Raw genomic sequence first — 25,817 nt, 5'->3', positions numbered from 1 at the left:
GGTTTTTACAATGTCAGTCTGAGCCTGTCGAAGACCAATAAAACCTTGATTTTTAATTGTATTTCGACAGGCTCAGCGTGACATGGCTTAATGTTATTCTTAACTAAGAGTCAGACCGGAAGTGAAATCCAATAGATTACCTCGGACATCTGACTTCAGACCTCTGACATTTTATTTCATTTTCTTCTCAAGCTCAGAATTCTTCTGTTTTAGAATCTCAACTTCCTTGATTAAGGTATCCGTCTTTTTATTCTGCTCAATCATATAAAGAGTTAATTCCTCTATTTTTTGAAGCAGTTTAGCGTTCATTTTCCCTAATTGGATACCATTCTCTGCTACTGCTGCAGCCGATGGGATATTCTCTAGATGTCCTTTTTCTGCAATGTGATTTTCTACTTCTTGTAATGTTGGTAGCTTATAATCACTTTCGAAAACGTAGTCAGGCCATCCTACAAGATCAACTTTTACTTCTTTGGTATGAATGTTTCCGTTTACGGCTAGTTTAGCGTCTGGAAATGTAGTTCCGATACCTACATTTCCAGTTTTATTAATTGACAATTTTGCAGTAGGACCTGCTGTGACAGTATTAGAAGTTCCTAAGTGAAAATTACCATTCACTGGATCAAACCTTATTTCACTTGAGTATTGTAAAGGGTCCAAATCAACTCCGCCAGATGGCTTGTATAAAAAACCTATAACTTTATGTCCGCCATCATGAAAAGTATATGTATTTCCTATTTGAAATTTTTCTTGCGGGCTTGTAGTTCCAATACCTAGATTACCATTAGCTGACATTGTCATCATTTTTTGATCATAATTAGTCCACACAAACAAAGGTCTTGTTTGAACAACACTATTTGATCTCCTTGCATTAAAATTTATCAATGCATTAGATCCATTATCCATTGCATCCGATGTAGACCCCATAATAGAAAGCGAGTATCTATTATCTGTTTCATGATATCCTTTGATCAACGGAATAAATTGATTTGCAGATCCGGTAGAGTTTGCTATTTGTAAATAATCGGAAGGAGCATCTGATATCTTAAAGCGCATTAAACTTTCTGTTTGCCCAGTATTAGATAATATGTCTAATTTAGCTCCAGGATTTGTTGTTCCGATACCTAAATTACCAGAAGGATTAAGAGTCATTAAATGCCCCGTTCCTTTATTGAAAAAGTACATATTCCCTATTGTCTTTTCAATACTTCCAATATAAAGTTGATTGGATCCATTTAAACCAAATGCTCGGGTATAACCCGTTTCGCCATTCTTTTGAACTCTAATATAATCAGTAGTATTGTTTAAATCAATATTTTGAGATTTTGCTTGTATACAAAAAAATGATAATGCTATTATGAATACTGTTTTTTTCATAGTTTTTTTAATTATTTAGTTTTTGATTCTAGCTTTTCAAGACGCATTTGTAATTCAATTAATATACTGTTTGTTGATTGTAATTGTTTGTTTTCTTCTTGAAGTTTATAAATTTCTTTTTGTTGGTTCTCCGTCTTTTTATTCTGCTCAATCATATAAAGTGTTAACTCTTCTATTTTCTGAAGCAATTTTGAGTTCATTTCTCCTAATTGGATACCGTTTTCTAAGACTTCTGCAGCAGAAGGAATGTTTTCTAGATGTCCTTTTTCTGCGATGTGATTTTCTACCTGTTGTAGTGTTGGTAGCTTATAATCATTCTCGAAAACGTAGTCAGGCCATCCTACTAAATCTACTTTTACTTCTTTAGCATGAATATTTCCATTAACAGCTAGTTTCGCGTCTGGTGTGTTTGTTCCAATCCCCATATTTCCTTTAAAATAAGTATTACCTGAGTTAGATTGAATGGTATAAATATCAGTGTTATCATAGCTTTTGATTTTAAAGAATTTATTACCAGAAATTTCTTGAAGTACTAAGTTAGAAGATGCACCTGTTCCTTCTTGTTTAAAAACCCACGGTCTCTCGGTAGATAGTTTTAATATTTCTACTCCATCTCCAGCGCCTTTTATTTCTAATTTTGCGGATGGACTTGTCGTTCCGATACCTAAATTGCCATTTTTACGAAATGTAAAAAAGGTATTAGGATTATCAGAGTTGTTCAAGTATAAATTGTCTCCTATATTTTGAATAGAAAAATTCCAACTTTTGCCTCCTCTTTCAATTTTTAAAGCAGCACCTCCAGCAGGGTCTTTAATATGCAGCATAGATGAAGGATTTGTAGTTCCGATACCTACGTTGCCAATAGAATTAATAAACAGGCGATTATCACTTCCATTTGTTCTAAAAGTTAAAGAGTTATCTGTGTTATTATATCTGAAACCGCCCATAGCACCACTATCTTTATCACCAAAATAAAAACTAGCTCTTCCATCGGTTCCAGAAATTAAATTAATTGAAGCATAATAGCCAGGGGTATTATTTGATTGAAAAGTTGCTACATTTCCAGAAATTACTGGGGCAAATCCTTGACCAGAAGTATGAGCTACATGAAATCTGGATGTTGGATTTGAAGTTCCGATACCTACATTACCTCCAGGAAGAACTGTCAATCTTTCTTTTGAGCTTGTAGCGTCCTCAAAAATACCCCAACGATCATCAGTAATAGTTCCGGTAGCCCAAACACCGTTAGAAGAGTTACTCTGAAATAAACTCACGCTGCTTGGTGATTGTAGATTGAGTTTTTCATTATTTGAAGTTTGTGTTTGTGAAATACCAGTTAATGATATAAGCAAAAGCGGAACTGTTAGTAAAACAATTTTTTTCATGAATTCTTTTAATTATTTATCGTTTTGAAGCATAGTAACTCCATAAAAATTTATAATTCTTTTATATACGTGTCTTGAGATTATCAATTGTTACCTTAAAAAATGAAGTTTTTTAAAATAAAGGTGCGAATTTAAGGGAGTCCTACGGTTTACCCATAGGATTGAGGTGTGATTTTAGGGATGGATTAGTGAGTCAAGAGTCGGGTGTCGGATGCACGAGGTCAGGTGTTGGAAGTCTGATGTTTGATAATAGTTGATAGGTGTTAGATTTCGAGTGCTGAGGTTCTCGAAGTACAAAACAGGAAGTCAGGAGTTAGATGCACGAAGTAGGATGTCAGAGGTTGGAAGCAAAATAATAGAATATCTCTAACATCCGACTTCCAGCCTCGGGCATTAATAATAGATTATCTCGAACATCCCTAATTCTTGCAATACTAATCCTTTTGCTCCTTATTAAAGTATACTAGATAATAATACATTTGTTTCTCTTCATCCCAACCTTTTTCTACAAATTTCTCGGCAGATTCAGGATTAATAAAATCCATCTTGATCTGTATATTCGTATCCAGATTAATGGTGTTTTTAATCTTTTTTCTTGCCGCTGTTACTGCGGTATTGGCAATATTAAATTCTGTTAAGTCTTCAATATGATATTTTGGAGCTTTTTCAGTTTTGTAATGTTTAAATTCAGGAATTAGGTCTGGATTATCAATTACTTCGTTTATAAAAGCAGATTCTTCGAAGGCGTCATTTTTTGCAAAGTGATTTACAGCTCGATTCATAAACATCACTTCTTCTTTTTTGTCTTCTGCTGGTAATACCACATCTTTTGCAAAATCTTGGCAGAATTTCATATACTTTTTTGTATAAAAGTTTTCGTCTTCAAAGGCTTCTACTCCTAAGAAATGTTCTAGCCAATATTTAGTATCATATTTATTAGAGTCTACAGAAAGAATTTTATATCCTTCTTCCTTTTTATGATTAAAGATCAAACATCCTTTGTCAAGTTTGTTGAGGTTTACGCCTTGCTGATGCAATAGCTCTAAATCTGTTCCTTTTTCTTCGAACTGAAGGAAATCATATTTTAATTCAGACTTAAAAATTCCAATAGCAGAAGTTTTTTCATTATCAATGGTTAAATTTTCTAAGTAAGTAATATATACTTCTCCACTTTTAATATGCGGATGTTGTGATTGTTCGTATAATAAAGAAGTAATTCTTTTAGACTTTTCATGCGCAGAAGATGGATTGTCAAAAATTTCGGTAACAATCTTAAATAGCGGATTAAATTCTACATCAACTTCATTTGCAAATTGAAAATAGTTTTCTTCTTTTTCTCTAAAGGGTTTGAAAAAGTATTCTTTTAACAAGGCTGTTAGCTCATCATTAAGTTTATAAGGAGAATCAGAAAGAAATATATTCTCGTTTCTACTTTTATTTCCTATTCTATGAATCGAAAGCGATTCTATTTGAGTGCTATATAAGTTAATCATATCCTTTTAAGTTTCAAAGTAGCAAAGCTACAAAGTTAAAAAGCTAATAAAAGCCTTTAAATATTATTTTGAATTTTTTATAGTTCTAATAAAACTAGATAACATACGCTCTAATTCACGAGTGTCCTCATAGATGGATTCATATTTGTTTTCATTCAAAAACTCCAATTTTCTCTTATTTCTAGTTGAGTTTGTAATTCAAATAATGAACTTATACCAATATTTAGATACCTTAGATAATCTTTTTTACCATCTCTTCTATAGTCTTCAGCAATGTTACTTGGTATCGAAATTGAAGCTCTTCTTGTCTGAGAAGTTAAGCAATATATTTCTTCTTTCGGAAACTTTGTTATTTCCAGATAAATATTGTTGATCAAGGTCATAGATTTTTCCATAGTTGAAGATCCCTATATGTACTCAATATTAGATTTTCACCTTTTTTAAAAACTTAAACTTTGTAACCTAGATTCTTAAGATTTAATTCCAATGTTCATCAAATCCCAATTCATCATAATCATCGAGATCAAGAAAACCTTCTTCTTCATTAGTATCGTCTAGATTGTCGGCTTTGAATTCTTTATCAGGTGCATTATCAGGAATTTGACCATGCACAAACATAATGTTTGGATATTCTTTTCCGTTTTCATATTCGGCAATTTCTGCAAGTTCTACCAAAAAAGTCCACATACTAAGAAAATCATAGATGTATATTAATCTTGGAGAAGCCTCATGAACAACATCAATTAATGAGGTTTCATTCATCAATCTCACTGGTTGATTACCATCGCTCATATCAAAAAGAGAGATCTCTTCTCCTTGATTCCATTGTTCATCACTAGTATAAAAAGAAGCCATTTCCATCCCATCAAATCCAAAGGATTGGTTGATGACATTATGAAATTGCTCTAAAGTAGCATCTTGCTCAATTTCGATATCTCTAAATACATCTTCTTCTGTGTCCAGGATAATTCTGAAACGGTAAATCATTCTTGATTAATTTGGAGGGACAAAGATACAAACTTGTTTCTGACTATTTTAAATTTTCAGGCTTCAATAGCTTTATTTTTATAGACCTCTAACATAATATAAAACTGTACTCCAAACAATAAAGAGGATAACACTAAATGTAAAGGTTGAGATAAAAACGGAAAGTCAAAATAGTACATCAAAATTCCGGTTAATGCTTCTAAACCTATTAGTATTAGAATCCAGTTTAATTTTGATAGATTCAATTTCATTTTTTTAGAATACCAAAAGAGCCAAGTGTTAACAATGACCACTAAAATTGAAAATGATCTATGGATATAGAAAGTGAAAGTAGGAGGGTTTAACCATTCTGATTTTTCTAATTCTCCAACTATCTTAATTTGTTCATCAACATATTGACGTACCTGAGTTCCTAATGCCACCTGAATTAGAGTAAGAACCACCGAGAAAAGTAAAACGTTCTTAAAAGTATCAGTAAACTTGATATTGGTTGCTCGTTCTTTTGTTAGAAATAGGACATATAATAATATTGCTAGAATAATAAAAGCAACTAACATGTGAACTGTAATTCTAAGCGGTAATAAATTAGAATCTACAACGATTTTACCTAACCAAGCTTGGAATGCCATCGCTAGGATGGTTATGCCAGCAAATAACGTGATTTTTCGTTTTTCTTTCCAAAACCTTAATGACAGAATAAACATCAATAATATTGGTATTCCCGAAAGTACTGTAACTAATCTATTAATATATTCGATCCAAGTATGCCAGACATTAAATTGAGCATAATCGTGTTTCGTATATGATTTCCAGTTACTAGGATCATACTTAGAAGAAGATGTAAAATCTTTAGCTGCAATTCTTAGCTCTTTGTTCAGGATTACAATAAAACCTTCTCGATATTCATAATTAGATTTCCACTGAATCTGAGCTTCTTCTGTAGGAGGAATATAGTATCCAAAGCACTTAGGCCAATCAGGACATCCCATTCCAGATCCAGTCATTCTAACAACCGCACCTGCAATTATAATTAGGTATATCAGTACAACAGATGCTATGACAAGTGGTCTGAAGTATTTTTTCATATAATTATTGTATAAATTCTAGGTTGTTAATGACTCTTTAAACCTAATTCTTCACCTTTCCTGATCATAAACTGATAGGCCGCTTCATGTTCATTGGATATTTCTCCTTCTAGAATAGCTTCTTTAATAGCTTCTTTAATAATTCCGATTTCACGTGAAGGCTTAATATTAAAAGTTTTCATGATTTCTTCTCCACTCACTGGAGGTTGGAAATTACGAATATGATCGCGCTCTTCTACCTCTACCATTTTCTGGCGAACAATTTTAAAATTGTTGTGATATTTCTTAAAACGCTTTGGGTTTTTGGTAGTAATGTCTGCTTCGCAAAGTGTCATTAATTCTTCGATGTAATCACCTGCATCAAAGACCAATCTTCTTACAGCGGAATCCGTAACACCTGATGCGATAACAATTGGTCTCGAGCTCATCAGTACCATTTTCTGCACAAATTTCATTTTGTCATTCAAAGGCATTTTTAGACGTTTAAATAGTTTGAAGACCATTTTAGAACCTACAAATTCGTGACCATGAAATGTCCATCCTACTTTTTTACTAAATCGCTTGGTAGGAGCTTTACCAATATCGTGTAATAATGCTGCCCAGCGGAGCCATAGATCATCTGTATTCTCTGATATGTTATCAACCACTTCTAGTGTATGATAAAAATTATCTTTGTGCTTCTGACCTTCTACTTCATCAATACCTTTTAAAGCAACTAGTTCAGGCATTATATATGGTAATAAGCCTGTTTTTTCCAATAGTATAAAACCTACCGATGGTTTTTCACTAAGAATAATTTTATTTAACTCATCAACAATACGTTCTTTAGTGATAATCTTAATGCGATCTTTATTTTTAGTAATTGCTTTTAGAGATTTTTCTTCAATCTTAAAATTTAGCTGTGTAGCAAAACGAATAGCGCGCATCATTCTAAGTGGATCGTCGGAGTATGTGATATCCGGATCCAAAGGTGTTCGAATAATTTTGGATCTTATGTCTTCAAGTCCATCAAACGGATCTAAGATATTACCAAAATTATTTTCAGAAAGGTCTAAAGCTAATGCATTGATGGTGAAATCTCTTCGATTTTGATCGTCTTGTAATGTGCCGTTCTCCACAATTGGATTTCTGCTGTCTTCACGATAAGATTCTTTTCTAGCCCCCACAAATTCGACTTCGATATCATTGGCATTTAGCATTGCCGTTCCGTAGGTCTTAAATATCTGAATTTTGGGATTATCAGGTAATAATTTAGAAACCTCTTCAGCCAATTCAATTCCACTACCGATCGCTACAATATCAATATCCTTTGCAGTGCCTCTTTGCAATATAAAATCTCTTACAAACCCTCCAATTACATAGCTCTCTAATTGAAGATTTGATGCCGCTTTGGTTATGGTATTAAAAACAGAATGATGTAATGCTTCTTTGTAATTCTTAGCTTCCGACATGTATCAATTTACTTCCTGATAATTTTCACTGTGCTATCGCCTCCTATTTTGATGATAGAGGAGGGTTTAACGTCTTTGTTTTTCAACGGCAAATTTACAACATAGTCTACGCCTTCCAAAATCTCTTTGCTTATTTCTTTTAAGTTTCGAGGAGTAGATTTTCCACTAATATTAGCAGAAGTAGAAACAATTGGTCTTTTAAACTTTCTGAGTAATTTACTGCAAAAAGGGTCACGAGCTACTCTAATTCCAAGAGTGTTATCCTCTGCGATTAGATTTTCTGCTACTCGTAGAGGTCTATCATAAATTATAGTAGTTGCTTTTTTAGCGTATTTTAAAATGTCATATGCTACTTCTGGAACTTCTTCTACATATTGCTGAAGCATTTTAAAATCACTTACTAAGCAAATCAAGGATTTTTTTTCTGCTCGTTGTTTTAAGGCATATACTTTATCAATAGCACCAGGATTTGTTGCATCGCATCCTATTCCCCAAACTGTATCTGTCGGATAAAGAATGAGGCCACCTCTCTTAAGTATTGTTATCGTTTTTTCTATTTCTTCTCTGTGATCTTCCATTAGCTCTATTTGTTTTAATGTAGGAAATTATTCATGTCATGCTTTTTCGTAAGAAAAGTTAAAGTAATCATAATCGCATTTATTTAGAGTAACATACTTTTTACATAGGACATTAAACTATGTAATAGGCCAATTACAAAAATGTTCTGAATGCACAACAGATATAACTTGTGCAAAAATAATTTTAAAACCTAAATATTATGAAAAAAATCATTTTTTTATTAATGATTGTTGCGGGAGTAGTTTCTTGCGAGAAAGAAAACTTTAACTCAGTAGATGAAACTTTAGAGATGAATGATAAGCCAGAAGAAAATAATTTTGAAAAAAGTGGATTTATTGAGACTGATGACTCGGGTCAGATTGAAATGTCTTTTTCTACTTCAAATTTTATTTCTAAAAAAGTTCAGACAGGTGTTGTGAAAGGAAAGGCATTAGTTCCCGAGGGGTTTTTATGTATTGGAGGAAACGTCTGGGCTAAATATGATCAATATGATCCAGGCGCTTTAATAACAAAGTCTGCTCCATCTGCATCATTAACGTCTTGGGAGTCTGAAGCGAAAGATCATTCGGTAGCAAATAGATATGGATTTATTTTAGTCGGTTCAGCAAGGGGTATTAGATTAAAAGATAATGATGGTAATTATATTCCACCGAATCTATTAAAAAATTACATTAAAGTTGTTTCCAAAACTTCATCAATAGCTTCACAACCAGAAACCAGTATTCAGTTACCATCTGGGTATACTTTAATTTCCGGAGGAGCTAAAGTGAATTGGTCTGGAAGAGGAAATTTATTAACAGGTTCATTTCCTTTTGGTAACGGATGGAAGGCATCATCTAAAGATCATGAGAAATCCTCACCTGCGTCGATAACAGTATATGCAATTGGAATAGCTAATAATATTCCTAATTTTGGCTCTATACGAACGATTCGAAATTCTGATTGTGAATATAAGAGTTCTGGAGTTAAAGGAGTTAGTACTTCATTAAGTTCTTCACAAAGTGATTATGTCGCTAGTGGAGGTGGAGCCTCTTCCAGTTATAATGGATACGGTAGAATGTTATATGCTATTGGTGTTGGAAATGGAGCCTCTAAAGATCACCTAAGAGCGGATGGGGGAAATACCTGTGCTTATCTACTTGCCATAAAAAAAGGGTAACCACTAAGAATATTTATGTATAAAAAAAGCAGTCCCAGAAGTATAATTTTCTGGGACTTTTAAAATTTAGTTACTTAAATTTTGGAACTATATTTTCTTGATCAATGTATTTAGGGATTTTATTGTTTATTGTTTCTCCGGAAATAACCTTTTCATATAGTTTCAGATATGATTCTGTCATTACTTTAGAATTAAAATATTTTACTGCATATTCATGACATCTTTTTGGATTATAATCAAATTCTCTAACGGCTTTTGCAATTTCATCAGCGTTAGTACCAGTAAAACCAACTTCTGATTTTATCAATTCTGGTAATGAACCGTTCTTTGTTCCGAAAACAGCACAACCTGCGTACATACTTTCTGTAATCGCAATTCCAAAAGGTTCGTGCCAAACTACAGGGAAAACTAAAGCTTTAGAATGCTGAGCGACTTCCATCTTTTTGTCATTTTCAACCATTCCGTGAAAAATAATATTCTTGTTCAATATATATTTTAATCCTCTTTTGAAATTTCTAAAAGTCCATCGCTCTCCACCCATAACGTGTAACTTGTTACCTGACTTTAGTGCAATATCAGCAGTTCCGAATAGGTTTTTTACTTTCCAGGATGCTTTGGCTAAAAAATGAACATATTTTCTGTCATTATCCAATATTGGAGCAGGATAATCATCCCAATCAATACCGTTATAAACAAAAGCAGTGGACCCATATCTTTTTGCATGATTTCCAGATACGAAAACCATATTTATATCAAGCAACTGATCTGGTGATGGATTACCTTCCATAGTAAAGATATAAGGTTTACCAGTCGCTTGGTTTAGTGTGTTAAAAAGATGAACTACAGTAACATCGCCTGGGATCTGATCCTGTAATGTTTTGTTTTCGTCATATATTAGTACAGTAGCAAAATCAGAAGTGGAGCCTTCTTTTGTTAAAAAGTAGACTTTATGTCCTAATTTGGAGAGTTCTTTGCCAAGTCCCCAAATAACTCGTTCAGTCCCGCCATATTTTTTAGCGGGTAATAGAGCAGTTTTATCTTCTATAAGTATATTCATTGTCGAGTATCAATAGTTTTAACAGTTATTTTTTTACTACCGTTGCGTATTGTAAATATCTCATATCCATTGCTGTAAAAAACATAGGGATGTTGTAAAGATATGGCTTAATGGATTTTGTTTTATTAATACCTTTGTGTGTTAGAATTTTATACCCTAAACGAGTATACATATTGGCTATGCTTTTTCCTGTAAAGAATCTTAGATGTGTTTTGTCCATGATTCCGTGATCTTCATATTCCCAATTTTTCTTAAGAACAAGATTCTTTAGGGCACTGTGATATCTCATATTTGGGATGGAGCTAATGATGACACCATCTTTAGATAATTTACTCTTAATCTTCTCTAAAACCATATACGGATCTACAAGATGTTCTAGAACATCATTAAAATAAATAGCATCAAAATGATCATCAGGAAGTTCATCGATATAACTTTCTACTTCTCCGATAAAAACTTTGTCAAGTAATTTCTTTGCTTTTTCCCCCTCTTCTTTCATTAGTTCAATTCCCCAAGTTTCGGTTTGATATTTTTCTTTAATGAAAGAAGCAAAAGCTCCTTCTCCGCATCCAACATCTAATAACGTTTTGGTATTTTCTGGCAGAAAATCCAACATTTCATGACGTGTGTTATTAAAATAATTATCGGGTTTATTATCGTAATCCATCGATCTGCTTATTTTTTTGAGTTATAGAAAATTATTATTAGTCAGTTTTAAACCAAAACTACACTGTTGTTTTATTATAATTCTTAATATTGTACAATATTTATTTGTATGAAAGTTACATTAATCAGCCTGGATAATTGGGGTTTTAATCAATTCATTGCTAAAGAATTAGAGCGTCGAGGAATAAAGGTGTGTCAAATCAATTTTTACCAACTGCGCTATAAGTATCCTTCATTTTTTCATAAGGTTTTTAATTTCTTTGCAAAACTATTTTTTAAATATAACATAAAAAAGAAGTTTTTAGAGAAAAAAATTCTTGAGGAACTAAACAAGAATGGGCATCAAGATAAAATATTGATTATTAAAGGTGATTTTTTGAACCCAGATTTTATTAAAAAGATACGTCCTTACACAGATAATTTGCTTGGTTTTTTTAATGACAATTATAAAAGATCTCCAAAGATAGCTAAGATTTATAATGAGTTTGATAAGGCATTTTCTTTTGAAAAGGATGATGTAGAACGTTTCAATTTTTCTTTTATCACCAATTTTATTTATAAAGAAGAACTGTCTAATCAAGAAATTCCTATGTATGAGGTGTTTAATATTAGTTCTTCTGGTAAGAGAGATTCGGTTATTGAAAATATAGCTAAGGCATTAGATAAAATAGATATTAAGTATAAAATTGTAATTGTCGGTAAAAGTGAAGAATACAAGGATGATACTCATATAGTATATTCAAAGAATACCATGGATCTTGAGCAGGTAGAAGGGTTGATAGCAAAGTCTAATGTTTTATTAGATGTACATCGAGAAAATCAGTCTGGTTTAACATTTAGGGTCTTCGAAAGTATGGGCTTTTCTAAAAAGCTAATTACAACTAATAAAGATATTACTACATACGATTTTTATAACCCTAATAATATTTTAGTAGTGGATAAAAAGAGAATAGAGGTTCCTAAATCCTTTTTTGAAACACCTTATGAGCCTATTCCAAAAGAAATATATAATAGGTATACTTTACCTTTATGGGTAAATGAAGTTTTTGGATTTTAGAAAATTAAGCATATGAAAAATCACCCTAGCGTAGCTTTATTGATTTCTACCTTTAATTGGCCAGAAGCGCTGGATTTAGTGCTAAGCAGTGTATTGAAGCAATCTATGTTACCTGCAGAAGTAATTATTGCAGATGATGGCTCTACAAAGGAGACTAGATTATTAATAAATAGTTATAAGAAAGTTTTTCCTGTGTCTCTAAACCACATTTGGCATGAAGATAATGGTTTCACTAAAACGATAATTCTTAATAAGGCGATAGCAAAAATCAAATCAGATTATATTATACAAATTGATGGGGATATTATTTTGCACAAACATTTTGTCAAAGATCATTTAAATGCCTGTGAAGATGAAATATTCCTTTATGGAACTAGAGTTACGATCACTAAAGAAAAATCTTTGCAGCTAATGGCTAAAAAGGCTACAAATTTGAATATTCTTTCTAGTGGACTAAAGAAACGTATGAGAATGTTGAATTTGCCTTTTATTTATAAAAATAGAAATCCAGATACTACTATTACCACCAAGTTAAGGGGAGCCAATATGTCGTATTGGCGTAAAGATGCGATAGAGATCAATGGGTACAATGAGGATTTTTTAGGTTGGGGTTTTGAAGATTATGATTTTGGGCAGCGATTGACTTTTCTGGGAGTAATGCCTAAAAGATTAAAATTTGCAGGAATTTGTTTTCATCTCTATCATAAAAAGGCAGTGTTAGAAAATGTCGACAAAGGGAATGAAATTCAAAACAAGACCATTGAAGGTAGAGTTAAAAGGTGCGAAAATGGAATTGATAAATATTTGACAGGTGATTAAAGCTGATGTTTAATTGATTCTACATTGGATCAAATAAATGCCTTCATCAATTATATAGAAATATGCCAAACAGATTTGTAATACATAATTCAAAAACGAGTTTAAAATCACTAGTAAAAGATGCTATTGATAATTTTGAGAGTTACAGTGAAATACTAGGTGATGCAGAACGTAATGTGATCAAAATAATTCCTCTTGATGGTGAAAAAGTTACCATAAAATCATTCAGAATTCCTAATGTGATTAATCAGGTTGCTTATCGTTTTTTCAGAAAATCCAAAGCAGAACGTTCTTATATGTATGCCAATAGATTATTGGATTTAGGAATCAAAACTCCTTTTCCGATTGCTTATGAAATAAGAACTACTCCTTTTTTGTTCAAGAAAAGTTATTATGTAAGTGAGTTGGTGGAGTGTGATCTTACTTATCGAGAGTTAACAACGGATTTTAATATCTCGGATCATGAAGATATACTTCGGGCTTTTACACGATTTACATATAAATTACATAAGAATGGTGTGAATTTTCTAGATCATTCTCCCGGTAACACACTAATTGAAAGAAAAGAAAAAGGATATGAGTTTTATCTTGTAGACCTTAATCGAATGGAATTTGGTGAAATGAATTTTGAAACCAGAATAAAAAACTTTGCTCGATTAACTATTCATGAATCAATGATCAAAGTAATGAGTAATGAATATGCTAAATGTACAAGTGAAGACGAATCAGAAATCTTTAGATTAATGTGGCAGTATACTCAAGAGTTTCAGAATCGTTATCATGGCAAACGAAAATTGAAGCGAAAGATCTTTTTCTGGAAAAAGAAGTATAAAGAAGAAGGTTAACTCGAAGTGTTATTATTTTTTATCAATTCTCTAAGTTTAGAGTATTTTAGGAAAGTAATATTGGCTGTTTGTATGCATATTACAAAGCCATTAAATCCATCTAGAAATCCAAGTCTTAGAAAATAAGCTTTAAAAAATGCCCAAGTTGGATTAAGAATAATTTTCCAAATAGGAGCTTTTTTACCTAATTCATAGTAAGATTGGGCTGATATTGTAGAGAATTTATCTGTTTTAAGATTAAACTCTTGATAGGTGGAATAGTTCCAATGTAGTATATCACCTGACAATTTTGAAGAAGCTTTTGGATTACTCAATTTAAAAGAATCATGCGGGTTTATGCCTTTCCATTCTCCTTTTTCTTTTACAAAAGCCCTAAGTTTCTTGTCAGGGTACCAATCCGAGTACTTTATCCATTGTCCACAAAAATTATTATATCTATTCATATAATATCCATCATGTGTCCAATTGGATTTTAGTTTAATTAAGGAATTCTGAAGTTCGCAAGATAAAGCCTCATCACCATCTAAAGATATGATATGATCATTGGAAGCTTGTGTAATAGCGAAATTCTTTTGTTCTATATATCCTAGAAATTGCTGTTTTATAAATTTGACTTCAAACTGTTTACAGATTTCCTCTGTTCTATCTGTAGAAAAGGAGTCAACAATCACGATCTCATCAACTACACCTACTAAAGATGAGAGACATCGCTCTATTTTCTTTTCTTCATTGTAAGTAATGATAACAGCAGATAGTTTAATCATTCGGGTATTTTAAGATTGATTGATGAAAAATTATTTCAAGAATATTATGTCACATTGAATTTGCATCTGGCAGACTCTAAATGAGAGTAAAATTTATTTTTGAATAACTTACTGGCAAAAATAGTTATTTTTACGCCAATGCAATCACCAGAAATAACAGTAATCATAAGTACTTACAACCAACCTGAATGGTTGAGTAAAGTATTGGTTGGATATGAGTGTCAGAGTATCAGGAATTTTCAGGTGATAGTTGCGGATGATGGCTCGACAGAAGATACGAAGAAATTGATTTCAACATTTTCTAAAACAGTTAATTATTCTTTGAAACACATCTGGCATGAGGATCAAGGATTCAGAAAAACTATAATTTTAAACAAAGCTATCGCAGTTGCTGATTCGGATTATTTATTATTTACGGATGGGGATTGTATTCCTAAAGAAGATTTTATTGAAACCCATTTACGGATGAGAAAACCAGGTTGGTTTTTGTCAGGAGGTTATTTTAAGTTACCAAAAGGTATTTCGGAATTAATTTCTGAAAAGAATATAAAAAATCAAGAATGCTTTGATGCTAATTGGTTAATCGATCAAGGTTTGGAATCTTCATTTAAGCTAAATAAATTAACTGCGGAAGGGTGGAAAGAACGTTTCCTTAATTTTATAACTCCTACTAAAGCTACTTGGGATGGGATGAATGTTTCAGGTTGGAAAAAAGATGTTCTGTTGGTTAATGGTTTTGACGAACGGATGCAGTATGGAGGAGAAGATAGAGAAATAGGTGAGCGATTGTTTAATCTTGGAGTCAAAGCAAAACAAATACGTTATAGTGCAATTTGTATACACTTATATCACGAAAGAGGATATATGCAACCCGAAATGATCACCAGAAATAAAGCTATCAGAAAAGTTACTAAACGAGATACTGTTATCAGAACCCCTTTTGGAATCGAAAAGGATTAAAACTTTAAGTTTTGAAGATATGATCTAAGCTTTGGAATAATTAATTCTGAAGAAAGATTTTTATATAATTCCAATGCTTTGTTTTTCATTTCTTTTGGAGTTTTGTTATCATACAATTCAGGTTTAGAATCATAAAGATGTACTGAATCATGTTTAATACCATCTTCAAACATATTCCAGTCTTTTTTAATGATCCAAGGAGAAAAAATCGTAAATGTCGGTTTGTCTAAAGCTTTAGCCATATTAACTGCTCCACCTTCATTTCCGATTAAGATGTTACAATGAGAGAGTATTGCTATGAATTCACGCAAACTTTTTCCAAATACATTAAAATGAATGTGTTTTCGTGTGTTTTTTGTTGTTAAGTCATAAATAGCTTTAGCATCTTTTTCTTGATTTGGAATATAATTAAATAGAATATTTGCAGAGGTGGTTGTTACAATTTCATCAATAACCTTTGCCATATAATTGAAAGGTAATGTTTTTCTCATTTCACTTCCCAAAACACTAATCATTATAAGAGGCGTTTCTGAAGTAATTCCATTGTTTTTTAGATATTGTTTTGATGTGTTTTTCTCCTCTTCTGTTAAGAATATTTTTGGACGAATAATATTTGCAGTAATTTTATTTTCAGAGTATACAAGTCTCAATCTATTTTCAATTGCTATAGAAGCATTGGTAATAGGTTCTGATTTTCTGTAAATAACTTCCGAATATAAAAATCTAGTGTACCATTTGTAAAAAGATATCTTTTTCGGAGCTTTGGAGAAATAGGAGATGAGATTGCTTTCTAATTTTCCATATGCGTCAATGACCAAATCATATTTTAACTTTTTGATTTCTTTTAAAAAAGAATAGAATTCTTTTTTACTGTCACGATATTTGTTCTTGAATTCTATAATATCATCGAAAAATGGATTTTCCTGAATAACAGGTTTTGTGCTAGAGTTTACAAGATAATCAATAGTGGCTTTTGGGTATTCTTTCTTTAGTGCTTCACAAATAATAGTGCTAGTAAGCACATCGCCTATCATTTTTTGCTGGATGACTAGTATTTTCATTTACTGAACTATTAATTAAAAAAGAATGAGCCTGTCTAAAAAAAAGACAAGCTCACAAGTATACATATTTATTTCTAATTATACAGCTACGTCGTGCTCTCTCAATGCATCATTAAGAGAAGTCTTTTTGTTAGTGCTTTCTTTTCGTTTACCAATAATTAGTGCGCAAGGAACGTTATACTCACCTGCAGCAAATTTCTTTGTGTAACTACCAGGAATAACAACCGATCTGGCAGGTACTACTCCTTTTCGTTCTACAGGAGTATCACCGGTAACATCTATAATTTTAGTCGAGGCGGTTAACACTACATTAGCGCCAAGTACAGCTTCAGTTTCTACGCGAACACCTTCAACGACGATACATCTGGATCCAATAAAAGCATTGTCTTCAATAATGACTGGAGCTGCTTGTAATGGTTCTAAAACACCACCAATTCCAACACCACCACTTAGGTGTACATTTTTTCCGATTTGAGCACAACTACCAACAGTTGCCCATGTATCAACCATGGTTCCTTCATCTACATAAGCACCAATGTTTACATAACTGGGCATTAAGATAGTTCCCGGAGAAATATAGGCCCCGTGACGCGCAACTGCATTAGGAACTACTCGAATTCCCTTTTCTTTGTATCCTTTTTTTAGAGGAATTTTATCATGATATTCAAAAATACCTGCTTCTAACGTTTCCATTTTTTGGATAGGAAAATAAAGTACGACTCCTTTTTTTACCCATTCGTTTACTTGCCATCCACCTTCTATTGGTTCTGCTACACGAAGTTCTCCAGCATCTAATAAGTCTACAACTTTTCTGATAGCATCCTGAGTACTTGATTCTTTTAAAAGCTCTCTATTATCCCAAGCTTTTTCTATGGTTTCTTTTAGTTGGTTCATTTATTAAAAAATTTTCGTAAAGATAACAGCTTCATCGGAAAAACATACGCTGATTACATATTTTAGGATACTCTTAATAATTCTTACTATTTTATAATAATGTCATACTTTTGCACAAAATAAATTATGGCAAGGATTTTAGCAATAGATTATGGAGGAAAGCGATGTGGGATTGCGGTTACAGACGAATCCAAGATCATTGCTTCTGGATTAACAACGGTAGATACTAAGGAGCTATTAGGTTGGTTGCAAAACTACGTAACGGAGGAAGAAGTAGAATTATTTGTAGTTGGCGAGCCAAAACGTTTGCACGGAGAAGCTTCAGAAAGCGAAAAGTTGATTAAACCGTTTTTAGAAAAACTAGTAAAATTGTTGCCTGATATTCCTGTAAAAAGGATGGATGAACGATTTACATCTAAAATGGCCTTTGATACTATGATTGCAAGTGGAATATCAAAAAAGAAAAGAAGAGATAAAGCATTAGTAGACCAGATTAGTGCTACTATTATACTACAGGATTATCTTTATAATTTATAAGGAAATTCAATAATAACAAAGAATAGAAAATATAGAATATTTATCAAATGATTTTACCAATTGTAGCATACGGTGATCCGGTATTGAAAAAAAAAGCAAAGGAGATTACAAAAGACTATCCTAAGCTATCAGAATTGCTCGAAAATATGTTTGAAACCATGTACAATGCACATGGTGTTGGGCTGGCTGCTCCACAAATAGGACTTCCAATACGCTTGTTTTTAGTAGACGCGGAACCTTTTGCAGATGATGAGGAACTTTCTGAAGAAGAAAGAGAAGTGCTTAAAGGATTTAAAAAAGTCTTTATTAATCCCACAATTGTAGAGGAAACTGGAGAAGAATGGTCTTTTTGTGAAGGATGCCTAAGTATTCCTGAAATTAGAGAAGATGTGTTTAGAAAAGAAACAATCAAGATTAATTATTTTGATGAGAACTTGGTAGAATATACTGAAACATATAGTGGTCTGGCAGCAAGGGTTATTCAACATGAATATGATCATATAGAGGGAGTTTTGTTTACTGACAAGCTATCCAGCCTTAAAAAACGTTTAATTAAAGGAAAACTTGCTAATATTTCTAAAGGTAAGATAAATGCAGAGTATCGAATGAGATTTCCGTTAGCTAAAAAAGGACGTTAAAAAGATCAGTAGCATTAATACAAATAATTATATTAGTTAATGTTTGATTTTTAAAAATGAACTACTGATATTTGCCAACTTTGAAAAGAAATTTATGAGCTTAGACAAAATATTATCAATTTCTGGAAAACCAGGTTTATACGAATTAAAAGCACAAACTCGTAACGGATTTGTAGCAGAATCACTTGCAGACGGAAAAAGATTATCTGTTAGTATACAAAACAATGTGAGTATTCTTAGTGAAATTGCTATTTATACTTTTACAGAAGAAGTTCCTTTAAGAGAAATTTTTAAAAGAATTCAGGAAAAAGAAAATGGTGGAAAATCTATCAATCATAAAGAATCTAAGAATAAATTAGAAGCATATTTTAGTGAAATATTGCCTGACTATGATGAGGATAGAGTGTATGTTAGTGATATGAAGAAAGTAATACAATGGTATAATATTTTACAAGCCAAAGAAATTACTGATTTCAGTGAGCCAGAAGAGGTAGCTTCTGAAGAAGAAGAATAAAATTTAATTATTGTTATCATAAAAAAATCCTGTCTTTTAGAGACGGGATTTTTTATTTACGACTTTAAGAATTCGTTTTCAGTTTTTTATGCTCTTATAGAATTATGAATAAGTTATGTAAATATTGCCTTATTTTCAATAAACTCAATGCCCTGTTTGGGTACTTCTTTGTATTTTTGCGCAAAATTTAAACACAACATAACAAATAGTTAAGTTTACACATGGCTAATACCAAATATGTTTTTGTAACTGGAGGGGTGTCTTCTTCATTAGGAAAAGGAATTATAGCAGCTTCTTTGGCAAAATTACTTCAGGCAAGAGGATACAGAGTTACGATTCAGAAATTGGATCCGTATATCAATGTTGATCCAGGAACATTAAACCCTTACGAGCACGGCGAGTGTTATGTGACTGATGATGGAGCAGAAACAGATCTTGATTTAGGACATTATGAGCGATTTCTTAATACTCCTACATCACAGGCTAATAATGTAACTACAGGTAGAATTTATCAGAGTGTTATTGAAAAAGAACGTCGTGGTGAATTTCTAGGAAAAACAGTTCAGGTCGTACCGCATATTACGAATGAGATTAAGGAAAGAATTCAGATTTTAGGAAAAAGTGGGGATTATGATATCGTAATTACTGAGATAGGAGGAACTGTTGGTGATATAGAATCTTTACCATACATAGAATCTGTTCGTCAGCTTAAATGGGAACTAGGAGATACAAATGCTCTAGTAATTCATCTTACATTGATACCTTATCTCTCTGCTGCCGGAGAATTAAAGACTAAGCCGACTCAACATAGTGTAAAAACCTTAATGGAAAGTGGTATCAAAGCTGATATTTTGGTATGTAGAACAGAACACGAGTTATCAGAAGATCTACGTAGAAAACTAGCTTTATTCTGTAATGTAAGACAAGAAGCTGTTATAGAATCTATAGATGCTTCTACTATCTATGACGTTCCTAATTTAATGTTAGAAGAAGGTTTGGATACAGTGGTGCTTAAACAGCTGGTTTTGAGGGATGATGATGCTCCTAATTTAGATAAATGGAATGATTTTCTTAAGCGACATAAAAACCCAAAATGCGAAATAACCATTGGTTTAATAGGTAAATATGTAGAATTACAGGATTCTTATAAATCCATTCTCGAAGCTTTTATACATGCTGGAGCTGAAAATGAGGTAAAGGTAAATGTAGAAAGTATACACTCAGAGTATATTGACGACAAGACGATCGCAAATAAAATTGCTCACTTAGACGGTATTCTAGTTGCTCCAGGATTCGGAGAACGAGGTATTGAAGGAAAGATAAAGGCGGTTCAATATGCTAGAGAAAATAAACTACCCTTTTTTGGTATTTGTTTAGGGATGCAAATGGCTGTAATAGAATATTCACGTAATGTTCTAGGATTAAAAGACGCGTGTTCTGTAGAAGTAGATGAAAACACAGCTAATCCAGTAATCAGTTTAATGGAAGAGCAAAAGAATATCACAGATATGGGTGGGACAATGAGACTTGGTGCCTGGGATTGCGAATTGACGGATTCTAGTAAAGTTTCTGAAGCTTATGGTAGACCTTTAATTACCGAACGTCATCGCCATCGTTATGAATATAATAATGAATATAAAGAACAGTTAGAAAAAGCAGGATTAAATACTACTGGGATCAACCCTAAGACAGGATTAGTAGAAATTATAGAAATTCCTGAACACCCTTGGTTTGTTGGAGTGCAATATCATCCAGAGTATAAAAGTACCGTAGCCAATCCTCATCCATTATTTGTTGCTTTTGTAAAAGCGGCTGTAGAATATTCTAATTGTAAGAAAGATGCCAAAGTGGCACAAGGATCTTAAGTGGCTAGATAATTGACAATAAAAAAAGTAATATAATTTTAGAAGGCCTTTCTGAATAATGAGATATAGGCTTTTTTATACACATATCAATGGAAGAAAAGAAATTTGACCTTAATACTGTAATTGGATTTGTACTGATATTTGGAATTTTTGCGTGGATGTTTTATGTAAATAAGCCTACTCCGGAAGAGATAGAGGCAGAAAAAGCAAAACAAGAGCAGGTTGAAGCTGAACAAAATACCGAAGAAAATAAAACAACTAATTTTATAAAAGAAAGTGAAGCTATTGTTGCTAACCCACAAGATTCGTTAGCGTTAGTAGCGGCGAAGTCTCAGTTAGGAGCATTTGCATATGCAGCAAGTTTACCTTCAGCTAAAGAAAACATTACAAAAATTGAAAACGAAGTTTTAAGTTTAAAAATTAATAATAGAGGAGGTTATATTGAAGAAGCTTTGCTTAAAAACTTCAAAACATATGATTCAGTTCCATTGTATCTTATCAAAGATGGAAAAAATGCTTCTTTTAATATTAATTTTGGAACAACAGACAATAGGATTCTGAATACAAAAGACCTATTTTTTGAACCTACTGTGACTAAAAACGGTGATAATACCGTTTTATCTATGAAATTGAAGGTTTCAGAATCTAAATTCCTAGAGTATCGCTATGAATTGAAGCCTAATGATTATATGTTAGACTTTTCAATTAAGTCTCAGGGATTACAGCAGGTAATTAATAGTAGCCAGGCTATCAATTTAGATTGGAAACTTCAAGCCATTAGACAAGCTAAAAGTGCTTCTTATGAGAACAGGTATACAGATATTCATTATGAATATGATAATGGTAAGGATGATTTTACTGGACAAGGAGAGTTCGATGAAGATCAAGAGGAGCAAGTAAGTTGGATAGGTTTTAAACAACATTTCTTTACTTCTGTTTTACTTTCAGATACACCTTTTAAAACGGCTACATTTGCATCAAAGAATGTTGCCAATACCAGTGAATTAGATGATAAGGATATAAAAGTAACTAAAGAGTTTGCTGCATCTGTACCATTAGAATTAACAGGAGGAGAGCTTAGTTATAATATGAATTGGTATTATGGTCCTACAGATTATAAAATATTAAGTTCTTATGAGCGTAACTTGGATGAGATTGTACCATTAGGTTGGGGGATATTTGGAGTAATAAATAGATATATATTTATCCCATTTTTTGGATTTTTAAGTGGTTTTCTTCCTTTTGGTATTGCAATTGTTGTAATGACGATTGTTGTAAGAATTGTATTGTCACCAGTTACTTATAAATCATATGTTTCTCAGGCAAAGATGAAAATATTAAAGCCTGAAATAGCAGAGATTACAGAGAAGTATAAAGATAATGCTATGAAAAAGCAGCAGGAAACTATGGCTTTATATAGCAAAGCAGGGGCGAGCCCAATGAGTGGTTGTTTGCCTGCATTGATGCAGATTCCTGTTTTTTATGCATTGTTTAATTTCTTTCCTAGTGCTTTTGATTTGAGGCAAAAGAGTTTCTTATGGGCTGATGATTTATCGAGTTATGATACCATAGCAAAATTACCTTTCGAAATTCCTTTCTACGGTGATCATATTAGTTTATTTCCAATTTTAGCTTCTATTGCGATATTCATTTATATGATGATGACAACTGGGCAAACTATGCAAACACAACAACCAGGTATGCCTAATATGAAATTTATTATGTATCTATCTCCGTTAATGATGTTAGTATTCTTTAATAACTATGCAAGTGGATTGTCATTATATTATTTCATTTCTAACCTAATTACAATTGGTATTATGCTAGTGATTAAGAATGTAATTATTGATGAAGATAAAATTCATGCTAAGATCCAGGAGAATAAGAAAAAACCAAAAAAACAAGGTAAATTTCAGAAGAAAATGAAAGAGTTAATGGAACAAGCAGAACAGCAAAAAGGAAAAAAATAAGTTTAAATCTTATTCATAAATAAAGCCTCGGTTTCTAATGAAACCGAGGCTTTTATTTTTTTAAAATTTGTCCCGTCCTGAAATAAGTTGACACAAAATCAACTTATTTATGAAGTATTCAGAAAATCCACAGAAGAAGCGTACTCAATGTGATTACAATTTGGGCTTTAAATTAGCTGTAATATCTCAAGTAGAAAAATAATGGGATATCATTTAAGTGATGATATGAGTGCTGAAAATGTAGTGATGGCAATGAAAATGGCCAATAAGAACAGAACAAACTCTAAAGGCCTTATATATCATTCTGATAGAGGTTTACTGTATTGTTCTTATGTATATCAAAGTGAATTGAAGAAATCCAATGTTATACCTTCAATGACTGATGGATATGACTGTTATCAAAATGCTTTGGCAGAGCGTATAAATGGTATTTTAAAAGCTGAGTTTCTTCTAAATAAATGTAACACAGGTCAAGAACTAAAACAACTAATCAAAGAATCAATAAGAACTTATAATGAGAAAAGACCACATTTGAGCCTTAACTATAAAATACCTAATTTTATACATAACAAAAAATCCAGCGAAGATAGCTTCGCTGGATTGATCTAATTATGTAATAACTGTCAACCTATTTTAGGACGACTCAATTCTTTGTTTTACCTATTTGGAACTATTGGAGATAATAAAACATTATCTATTTCGTGTATAATACCATTAGTCGCTTGTATATCTGTTGTGATTATAGTAGCTACATTAGCTGGATCAGCTCCATCAGAAACTGTTTTCGCAGTGGCATCTATAGTTACATTTCCACCTATTGTGTTTACTACTCCATCAGTTAAATCAGCTTCAGTTACATTAATATTTTCAATTACATGAAGATCTAAAGCCGTTTGTAGTATTGTTTCCGGAATATCACCAGTGGCAGTCCACATCGGGTCAGTTGCTAATAAAGTATCGAAAGCAGCATTATTAGGAGTAAATACAGTGAAAGGACCAGTTCCTTTTAATGTAGTTACATAGTCAAAACTATAAGCAGTTAATCCCTCTACAAGTCTTGATAAATTAGGATCAACAGTAGCAAATGTAGTTATATCAGGTAATCCAATTACAGCATCTATTTTATGTATAATACCGTTTGATGCAGCAATATCAGGAGTTGTAACAGTAGCTACTCCATTAAAAACTACTCCATTAGTAGTGTTATAGTACGTACTAATCGATGCTCCATCAGGACCAGCAGTAGAAGCAGTTGTTGCATAACCGGCACCATTGTTAGTTAATGCTGTAGAGGTAATTTCTCCAGGAATAACATGGTTTAATAAAAGTTGTTGTAGAGCGTCTGTTGGTACAGCAGCAATATCAGCATAATTGTTAGCAGCGAGATAAGCTTCTATAGCTGTATTTGTTGGAGCTAATAATGTAAAAGGTCCTGTTCCGTTTAGAACGGATACTAAATCTCCATCGGCTGCACCAAGTGCAGCGACAAGTAATGACAAATCTGTATCCGCAGTAGCAGTTACTACAATGTTTTCTGTTGGAATAATAATGTTCCCATCATCGTCATCGCCACAAGATGAAACGCCTAACACTAATGCTGCAATAATTACAGCGTTGGTGATTTTTGAAATAATTTTCATGTTTTTGAGTTTTAAAAGTTATAATTTGTTCGAGTGCTGTAACGCAGGATTAAATTTATATATTTCCAATATTTCGTTAAAGAAAAGTTAACAGTGTGTTGTTTTAATATAGATTGGTTGTTTTTTTGGAAGTTTTAATGTTTTTTTTGTAGGATTTACAAGAATAAAAAGAGCTGAGATTTTCTTTAGATTGTATTTTTGCTAAATATTGGTATACTTTTTGGATTATAAAGTTACCCTAAAATTAAATTAAACTATGCGAAGTAAATTTTTGTTTTTCTTTTTGGTTTCTAGCTTAGCGCTTGTAAATGCACAGGAATTTAATGCTTTTGATACAGAGGGAAAGCGACACGGAAAATGGCAGAAAAAATATGAGGGCAGTGACCAGATCCGATACGAGGGAACATTTGATCACGGAAAAGAAGTAGGTAAGTTTAAATTCTATAAGCCAAATAGTGGAAAATCACCTACAGCTATTAAAACATTTTCCAATAAAACCGATACAGTTAATGTGAAGTACTTTACTAATAAAGGAAAGGTAATTAGCGAAGGAAATATGATAGGTAAAGGAAGAGTTGATTTATGGACTTATTATCATAAAGGATCCTCTAAAGTAATGATGACTGAAGAGTATAATTCAGGAAAACTTCACGGAGAACAAAAAACATATTTTGAAAATGGTCAATTAACTGAAAGAATAATATATGTGCAAGGTAAAAAAGAAGGGAAACGTTTAGTGTATTCTGATAAAGGTATTATTATTAAAGAATTTACATACGTAAATGATAAACTGCACGGTATTACTAAATATTATGATGCTCAAGGAAAAGTAAAAATAGAAGGGAATTATAAGAAAGATCGTAAAGATGGATTATGGAGTTATTATGAAAATGGGAAGTTACTAGAGAGAAAACAATTTCCTATAAGCAAAAGAGGTTTCTAATATAAGTTTTTTGAATCCTTTCATAGAAAAAACCTTAAAGCAATGCATCGGCATTGCTTTTTTTATTTGCT

25 protein-coding genes and 1 pseudogene are annotated in these 25,817 nt (G+C 32.3%); 12 read left to right on the top strand and 14 right to left on the bottom strand.

From position 1 onward, the window contains the following. Window positions 1–171: 171 nt before the first annotated feature. From Q0921_RS11815 to Q0921_RS11780, 8 genes are all read right to left on the bottom strand, one after another. Window positions 172–1,377: a hypothetical protein gene (locus Q0921_RS11815; RefSeq protein ID WP_299257021.1), complete on the bottom strand. Its 1,206-nt coding sequence runs from the start codon at window positions 1,375–1,377 to the stop codon at window positions 172–174. A gap of 11 nt (window positions 1,378–1,388) precedes the next feature. Continuing rightward, a complete protein-coding gene (locus Q0921_RS11810) occupies window positions 1,389–2,762 on the bottom strand; it encodes a tail fiber protein (RefSeq protein ID WP_299257020.1) in 1,374 nt (457 codons plus the stop codon). 434 nt (window positions 2,763–3,196) lie between these two features. Beyond that, window positions 3,197–4,255 (bottom strand): nucleoid-associated protein, encoded by a 1,059-nt coding sequence (locus tag Q0921_RS11805; protein WP_299257018.1) that lies wholly within the window; start codon window positions 4,253–4,255, stop codon window positions 3,197–3,199. A gap of 155 nt (window positions 4,256–4,410) precedes the next feature. Further along, a complete protein-coding gene (locus Q0921_RS11800) occupies window positions 4,411–4,650 on the bottom strand; it encodes a four helix bundle protein (protein ID WP_366520026.1) in 240 nt (79 codons plus the stop codon). An 82-nt stretch (window positions 4,651–4,732) separates the two neighbouring features. Beyond that, entirely contained in the window at window positions 4,733–5,242 is a 510-nt protein-coding gene (locus Q0921_RS11795) for a hypothetical protein (protein WP_299257016.1), read from the bottom strand. Window positions 5,243–5,298: 56 nt separating this feature from the next. Next, the gene (locus tag Q0921_RS11790) at window positions 5,299–6,327 is read right to left on the bottom strand and encodes a heme A synthase (RefSeq protein ID WP_299257014.1); all 1,029 of its coding nucleotides are present in this window, start codon (window positions 6,325–6,327) and stop codon (window positions 5,299–5,301) included. 26 nt (window positions 6,328–6,353) lie between these two features. After that, a complete protein-coding gene (locus Q0921_RS11785) occupies window positions 6,354–7,778 on the bottom strand; it encodes an HD domain-containing protein (RefSeq protein ID WP_299257012.1) in 1,425 nt (474 codons plus the stop codon). Window positions 7,779–7,786: 8 nt separating this feature from the next. Further along, the gene (locus Q0921_RS11780) at window positions 7,787–8,356 is read right to left on the bottom strand and encodes an L-threonylcarbamoyladenylate synthase (protein ID WP_299257010.1); all 570 of its coding nucleotides are present in this window, start codon (window positions 8,354–8,356) and stop codon (window positions 7,787–7,789) included. 200 nt (window positions 8,357–8,556) lie between these two features. Here Q0921_RS11780 and Q0921_RS11775 point away from each other — a divergent pair, with 200 nt between their 5' ends. Continuing rightward, window positions 8,557–9,516 (top strand): hypothetical protein, encoded by a 960-nt coding sequence (locus Q0921_RS11775; RefSeq protein ID WP_299257008.1) that lies wholly within the window; start codon window positions 8,557–8,559, stop codon window positions 9,514–9,516. A gap of 70 nt (window positions 9,517–9,586) precedes the next feature. On the opposite strand, the gene Q0921_RS11770 is transcribed toward Q0921_RS11775, so the two are convergent. Next, window positions 9,587–10,573, bottom strand: coding sequence for a glycosyltransferase (locus Q0921_RS11770; protein ID WP_299257006.1), 987 nt, complete (start codon window positions 10,571–10,573; stop codon window positions 9,587–9,589). A 25-nt stretch (window positions 10,574–10,598) separates the two neighbouring features. Then, on the bottom strand, window positions 10,599–11,240 hold the full coding sequence (locus Q0921_RS11765; protein WP_299257004.1) for a class I SAM-dependent methyltransferase: 642 nt from the start codon (window positions 11,238–11,240) through the stop codon (window positions 10,599–10,601). Between the two features lie 108 nt (window positions 11,241–11,348). Here Q0921_RS11765 and Q0921_RS11760 point away from each other — a divergent pair, with 108 nt between their 5' ends. From Q0921_RS11760 to Q0921_RS11750, 3 genes are all read left to right on the top strand, one after another. Continuing rightward, complete coding sequence (locus Q0921_RS11760) at window positions 11,349–12,296, top strand: hypothetical protein (RefSeq protein ID WP_299257002.1); 948 nt, start codon at window positions 11,349–11,351, stop codon at window positions 12,294–12,296. A 12-nt stretch (window positions 12,297–12,308) separates the two neighbouring features. Continuing rightward, window positions 12,309–13,115 carry a glycosyltransferase family 2 protein gene (locus tag Q0921_RS11755; RefSeq protein WP_299257000.1) on the top strand — a complete coding sequence of 269 codons (807 nt, stop codon included), beginning with the start codon at window positions 12,309–12,311 and terminating at the stop codon, window positions 13,113–13,115. Between the two features lie 62 nt (window positions 13,116–13,177). Continuing rightward, on the top strand, window positions 13,178–13,960 hold the full coding sequence (locus Q0921_RS11750; RefSeq protein WP_299256998.1) for a lipopolysaccharide kinase InaA family protein: 783 nt from the start codon (window positions 13,178–13,180) through the stop codon (window positions 13,958–13,960). Here the strand turns inward: Q0921_RS11750 and Q0921_RS11745 are convergent. Continuing rightward, window positions 13,957–14,724 (bottom strand): glycosyltransferase family 2 protein, encoded by a 768-nt coding sequence (locus Q0921_RS11745; protein WP_299256996.1) that lies wholly within the window; start codon window positions 14,722–14,724, stop codon window positions 13,957–13,959. The genes Q0921_RS11750 and Q0921_RS11745 overlap by 4 nt on opposite strands. A 99-nt stretch (window positions 14,725–14,823) precedes the next feature. Between Q0921_RS11745 and Q0921_RS11740 the strand changes: the two genes are divergently transcribed. After that, a complete protein-coding gene (locus tag Q0921_RS11740; protein WP_367183340.1) occupies window positions 14,824–15,684 on the top strand; it encodes a glycosyltransferase family 2 protein in 861 nt (286 codons plus the stop codon). Here the strand turns inward: Q0921_RS11740 and Q0921_RS11735 are convergent. After that, entirely contained in the window at window positions 15,681–16,745 is a 1,065-nt protein-coding gene (locus Q0921_RS11735) for a glycosyltransferase family 9 protein (protein WP_299256994.1), read from the bottom strand. The genes Q0921_RS11740 and Q0921_RS11735 overlap by 4 nt on opposite strands. A 78-nt stretch (window positions 16,746–16,823) precedes the next feature. Beyond that, window positions 16,824–17,639, bottom strand: coding sequence for a 2,3,4,5-tetrahydropyridine-2,6-dicarboxylate N-succinyltransferase (locus Q0921_RS11730; protein WP_299256992.1), 816 nt, complete (start codon window positions 17,637–17,639; stop codon window positions 16,824–16,826). Window positions 17,640–17,765: 126 nt separating this feature from the next. Between Q0921_RS11730 and ruvX the strand changes: the two genes are divergently transcribed. From ruvX to Q0921_RS11700, 6 genes and pseudogenes are all read left to right on the top strand, one after another. Next, window positions 17,766–18,176 (top strand): Holliday junction resolvase RuvX, encoded by a 411-nt coding sequence (gene ruvX, locus Q0921_RS11725; protein WP_299256990.1) that lies wholly within the window; start codon window positions 17,766–17,768, stop codon window positions 18,174–18,176. A gap of 47 nt (window positions 18,177–18,223) precedes the next feature. After that, window positions 18,224–18,814 carry a peptide deformylase gene (def, locus tag Q0921_RS11720; protein WP_299256988.1) on the top strand — a complete coding sequence of 197 codons (591 nt, stop codon included), beginning with the start codon at window positions 18,224–18,226 and terminating at the stop codon, window positions 18,812–18,814. Window positions 18,815–18,908: 94 nt separating this feature from the next. Next, window positions 18,909–19,328 carry a DUF5606 domain-containing protein gene (locus tag Q0921_RS11715; protein ID WP_299256986.1) on the top strand — a complete coding sequence of 140 codons (420 nt, stop codon included), beginning with the start codon at window positions 18,909–18,911 and terminating at the stop codon, window positions 19,326–19,328. A gap of 221 nt (window positions 19,329–19,549) precedes the next feature. After that, window positions 19,550–21,193, top strand: coding sequence for a CTP synthase (locus tag Q0921_RS11710; RefSeq protein WP_299256984.1), 1,644 nt, complete (start codon window positions 19,550–19,552; stop codon window positions 21,191–21,193). Window positions 21,194–21,282: 89 nt separating this feature from the next. Continuing rightward, window positions 21,283–23,163, top strand: a complete 1,881-nt coding sequence (yidC, locus tag Q0921_RS11705; RefSeq protein WP_299256982.1) for a membrane protein insertase YidC — start codon at window positions 21,283–21,285, stop codon at window positions 23,161–23,163. 189 nt (window positions 23,164–23,352) lie between these two features. After that, window positions 23,353–23,772, top strand: a pseudogene (locus Q0921_RS11700) (transposase); the annotation flags it as partial. Window positions 23,773–23,819: 47 nt separating this feature from the next. Here Q0921_RS11700 and Q0921_RS11695 read toward each other — a convergent pair. Then, window positions 23,820–24,803, bottom strand: coding sequence for a fasciclin domain-containing protein (locus tag Q0921_RS11695; protein WP_299256981.1), 984 nt, complete (start codon window positions 24,801–24,803; stop codon window positions 23,820–23,822). Window positions 24,804–25,059: 256 nt separating this feature from the next. Between Q0921_RS11695 and Q0921_RS11690 the strand changes: the two genes are divergently transcribed. Further along, window positions 25,060–25,746, top strand: coding sequence for a hypothetical protein (locus Q0921_RS11690; RefSeq protein ID WP_299256979.1), 687 nt, complete (start codon window positions 25,060–25,062; stop codon window positions 25,744–25,746). The last annotated feature ends 71 nt before the right edge of the window (window positions 25,747–25,817 follow it).

The organism is uncultured Aquimarina sp., assembly GCF_947496855.1.
In the GTDB taxonomy this organism is placed as follows: Bacteria; Bacteroidota; Bacteroidia; order Flavobacteriales; family Flavobacteriaceae; genus Aquimarina.
This window is presented reverse-complemented; position numbering and strand designations above follow the sequence as displayed.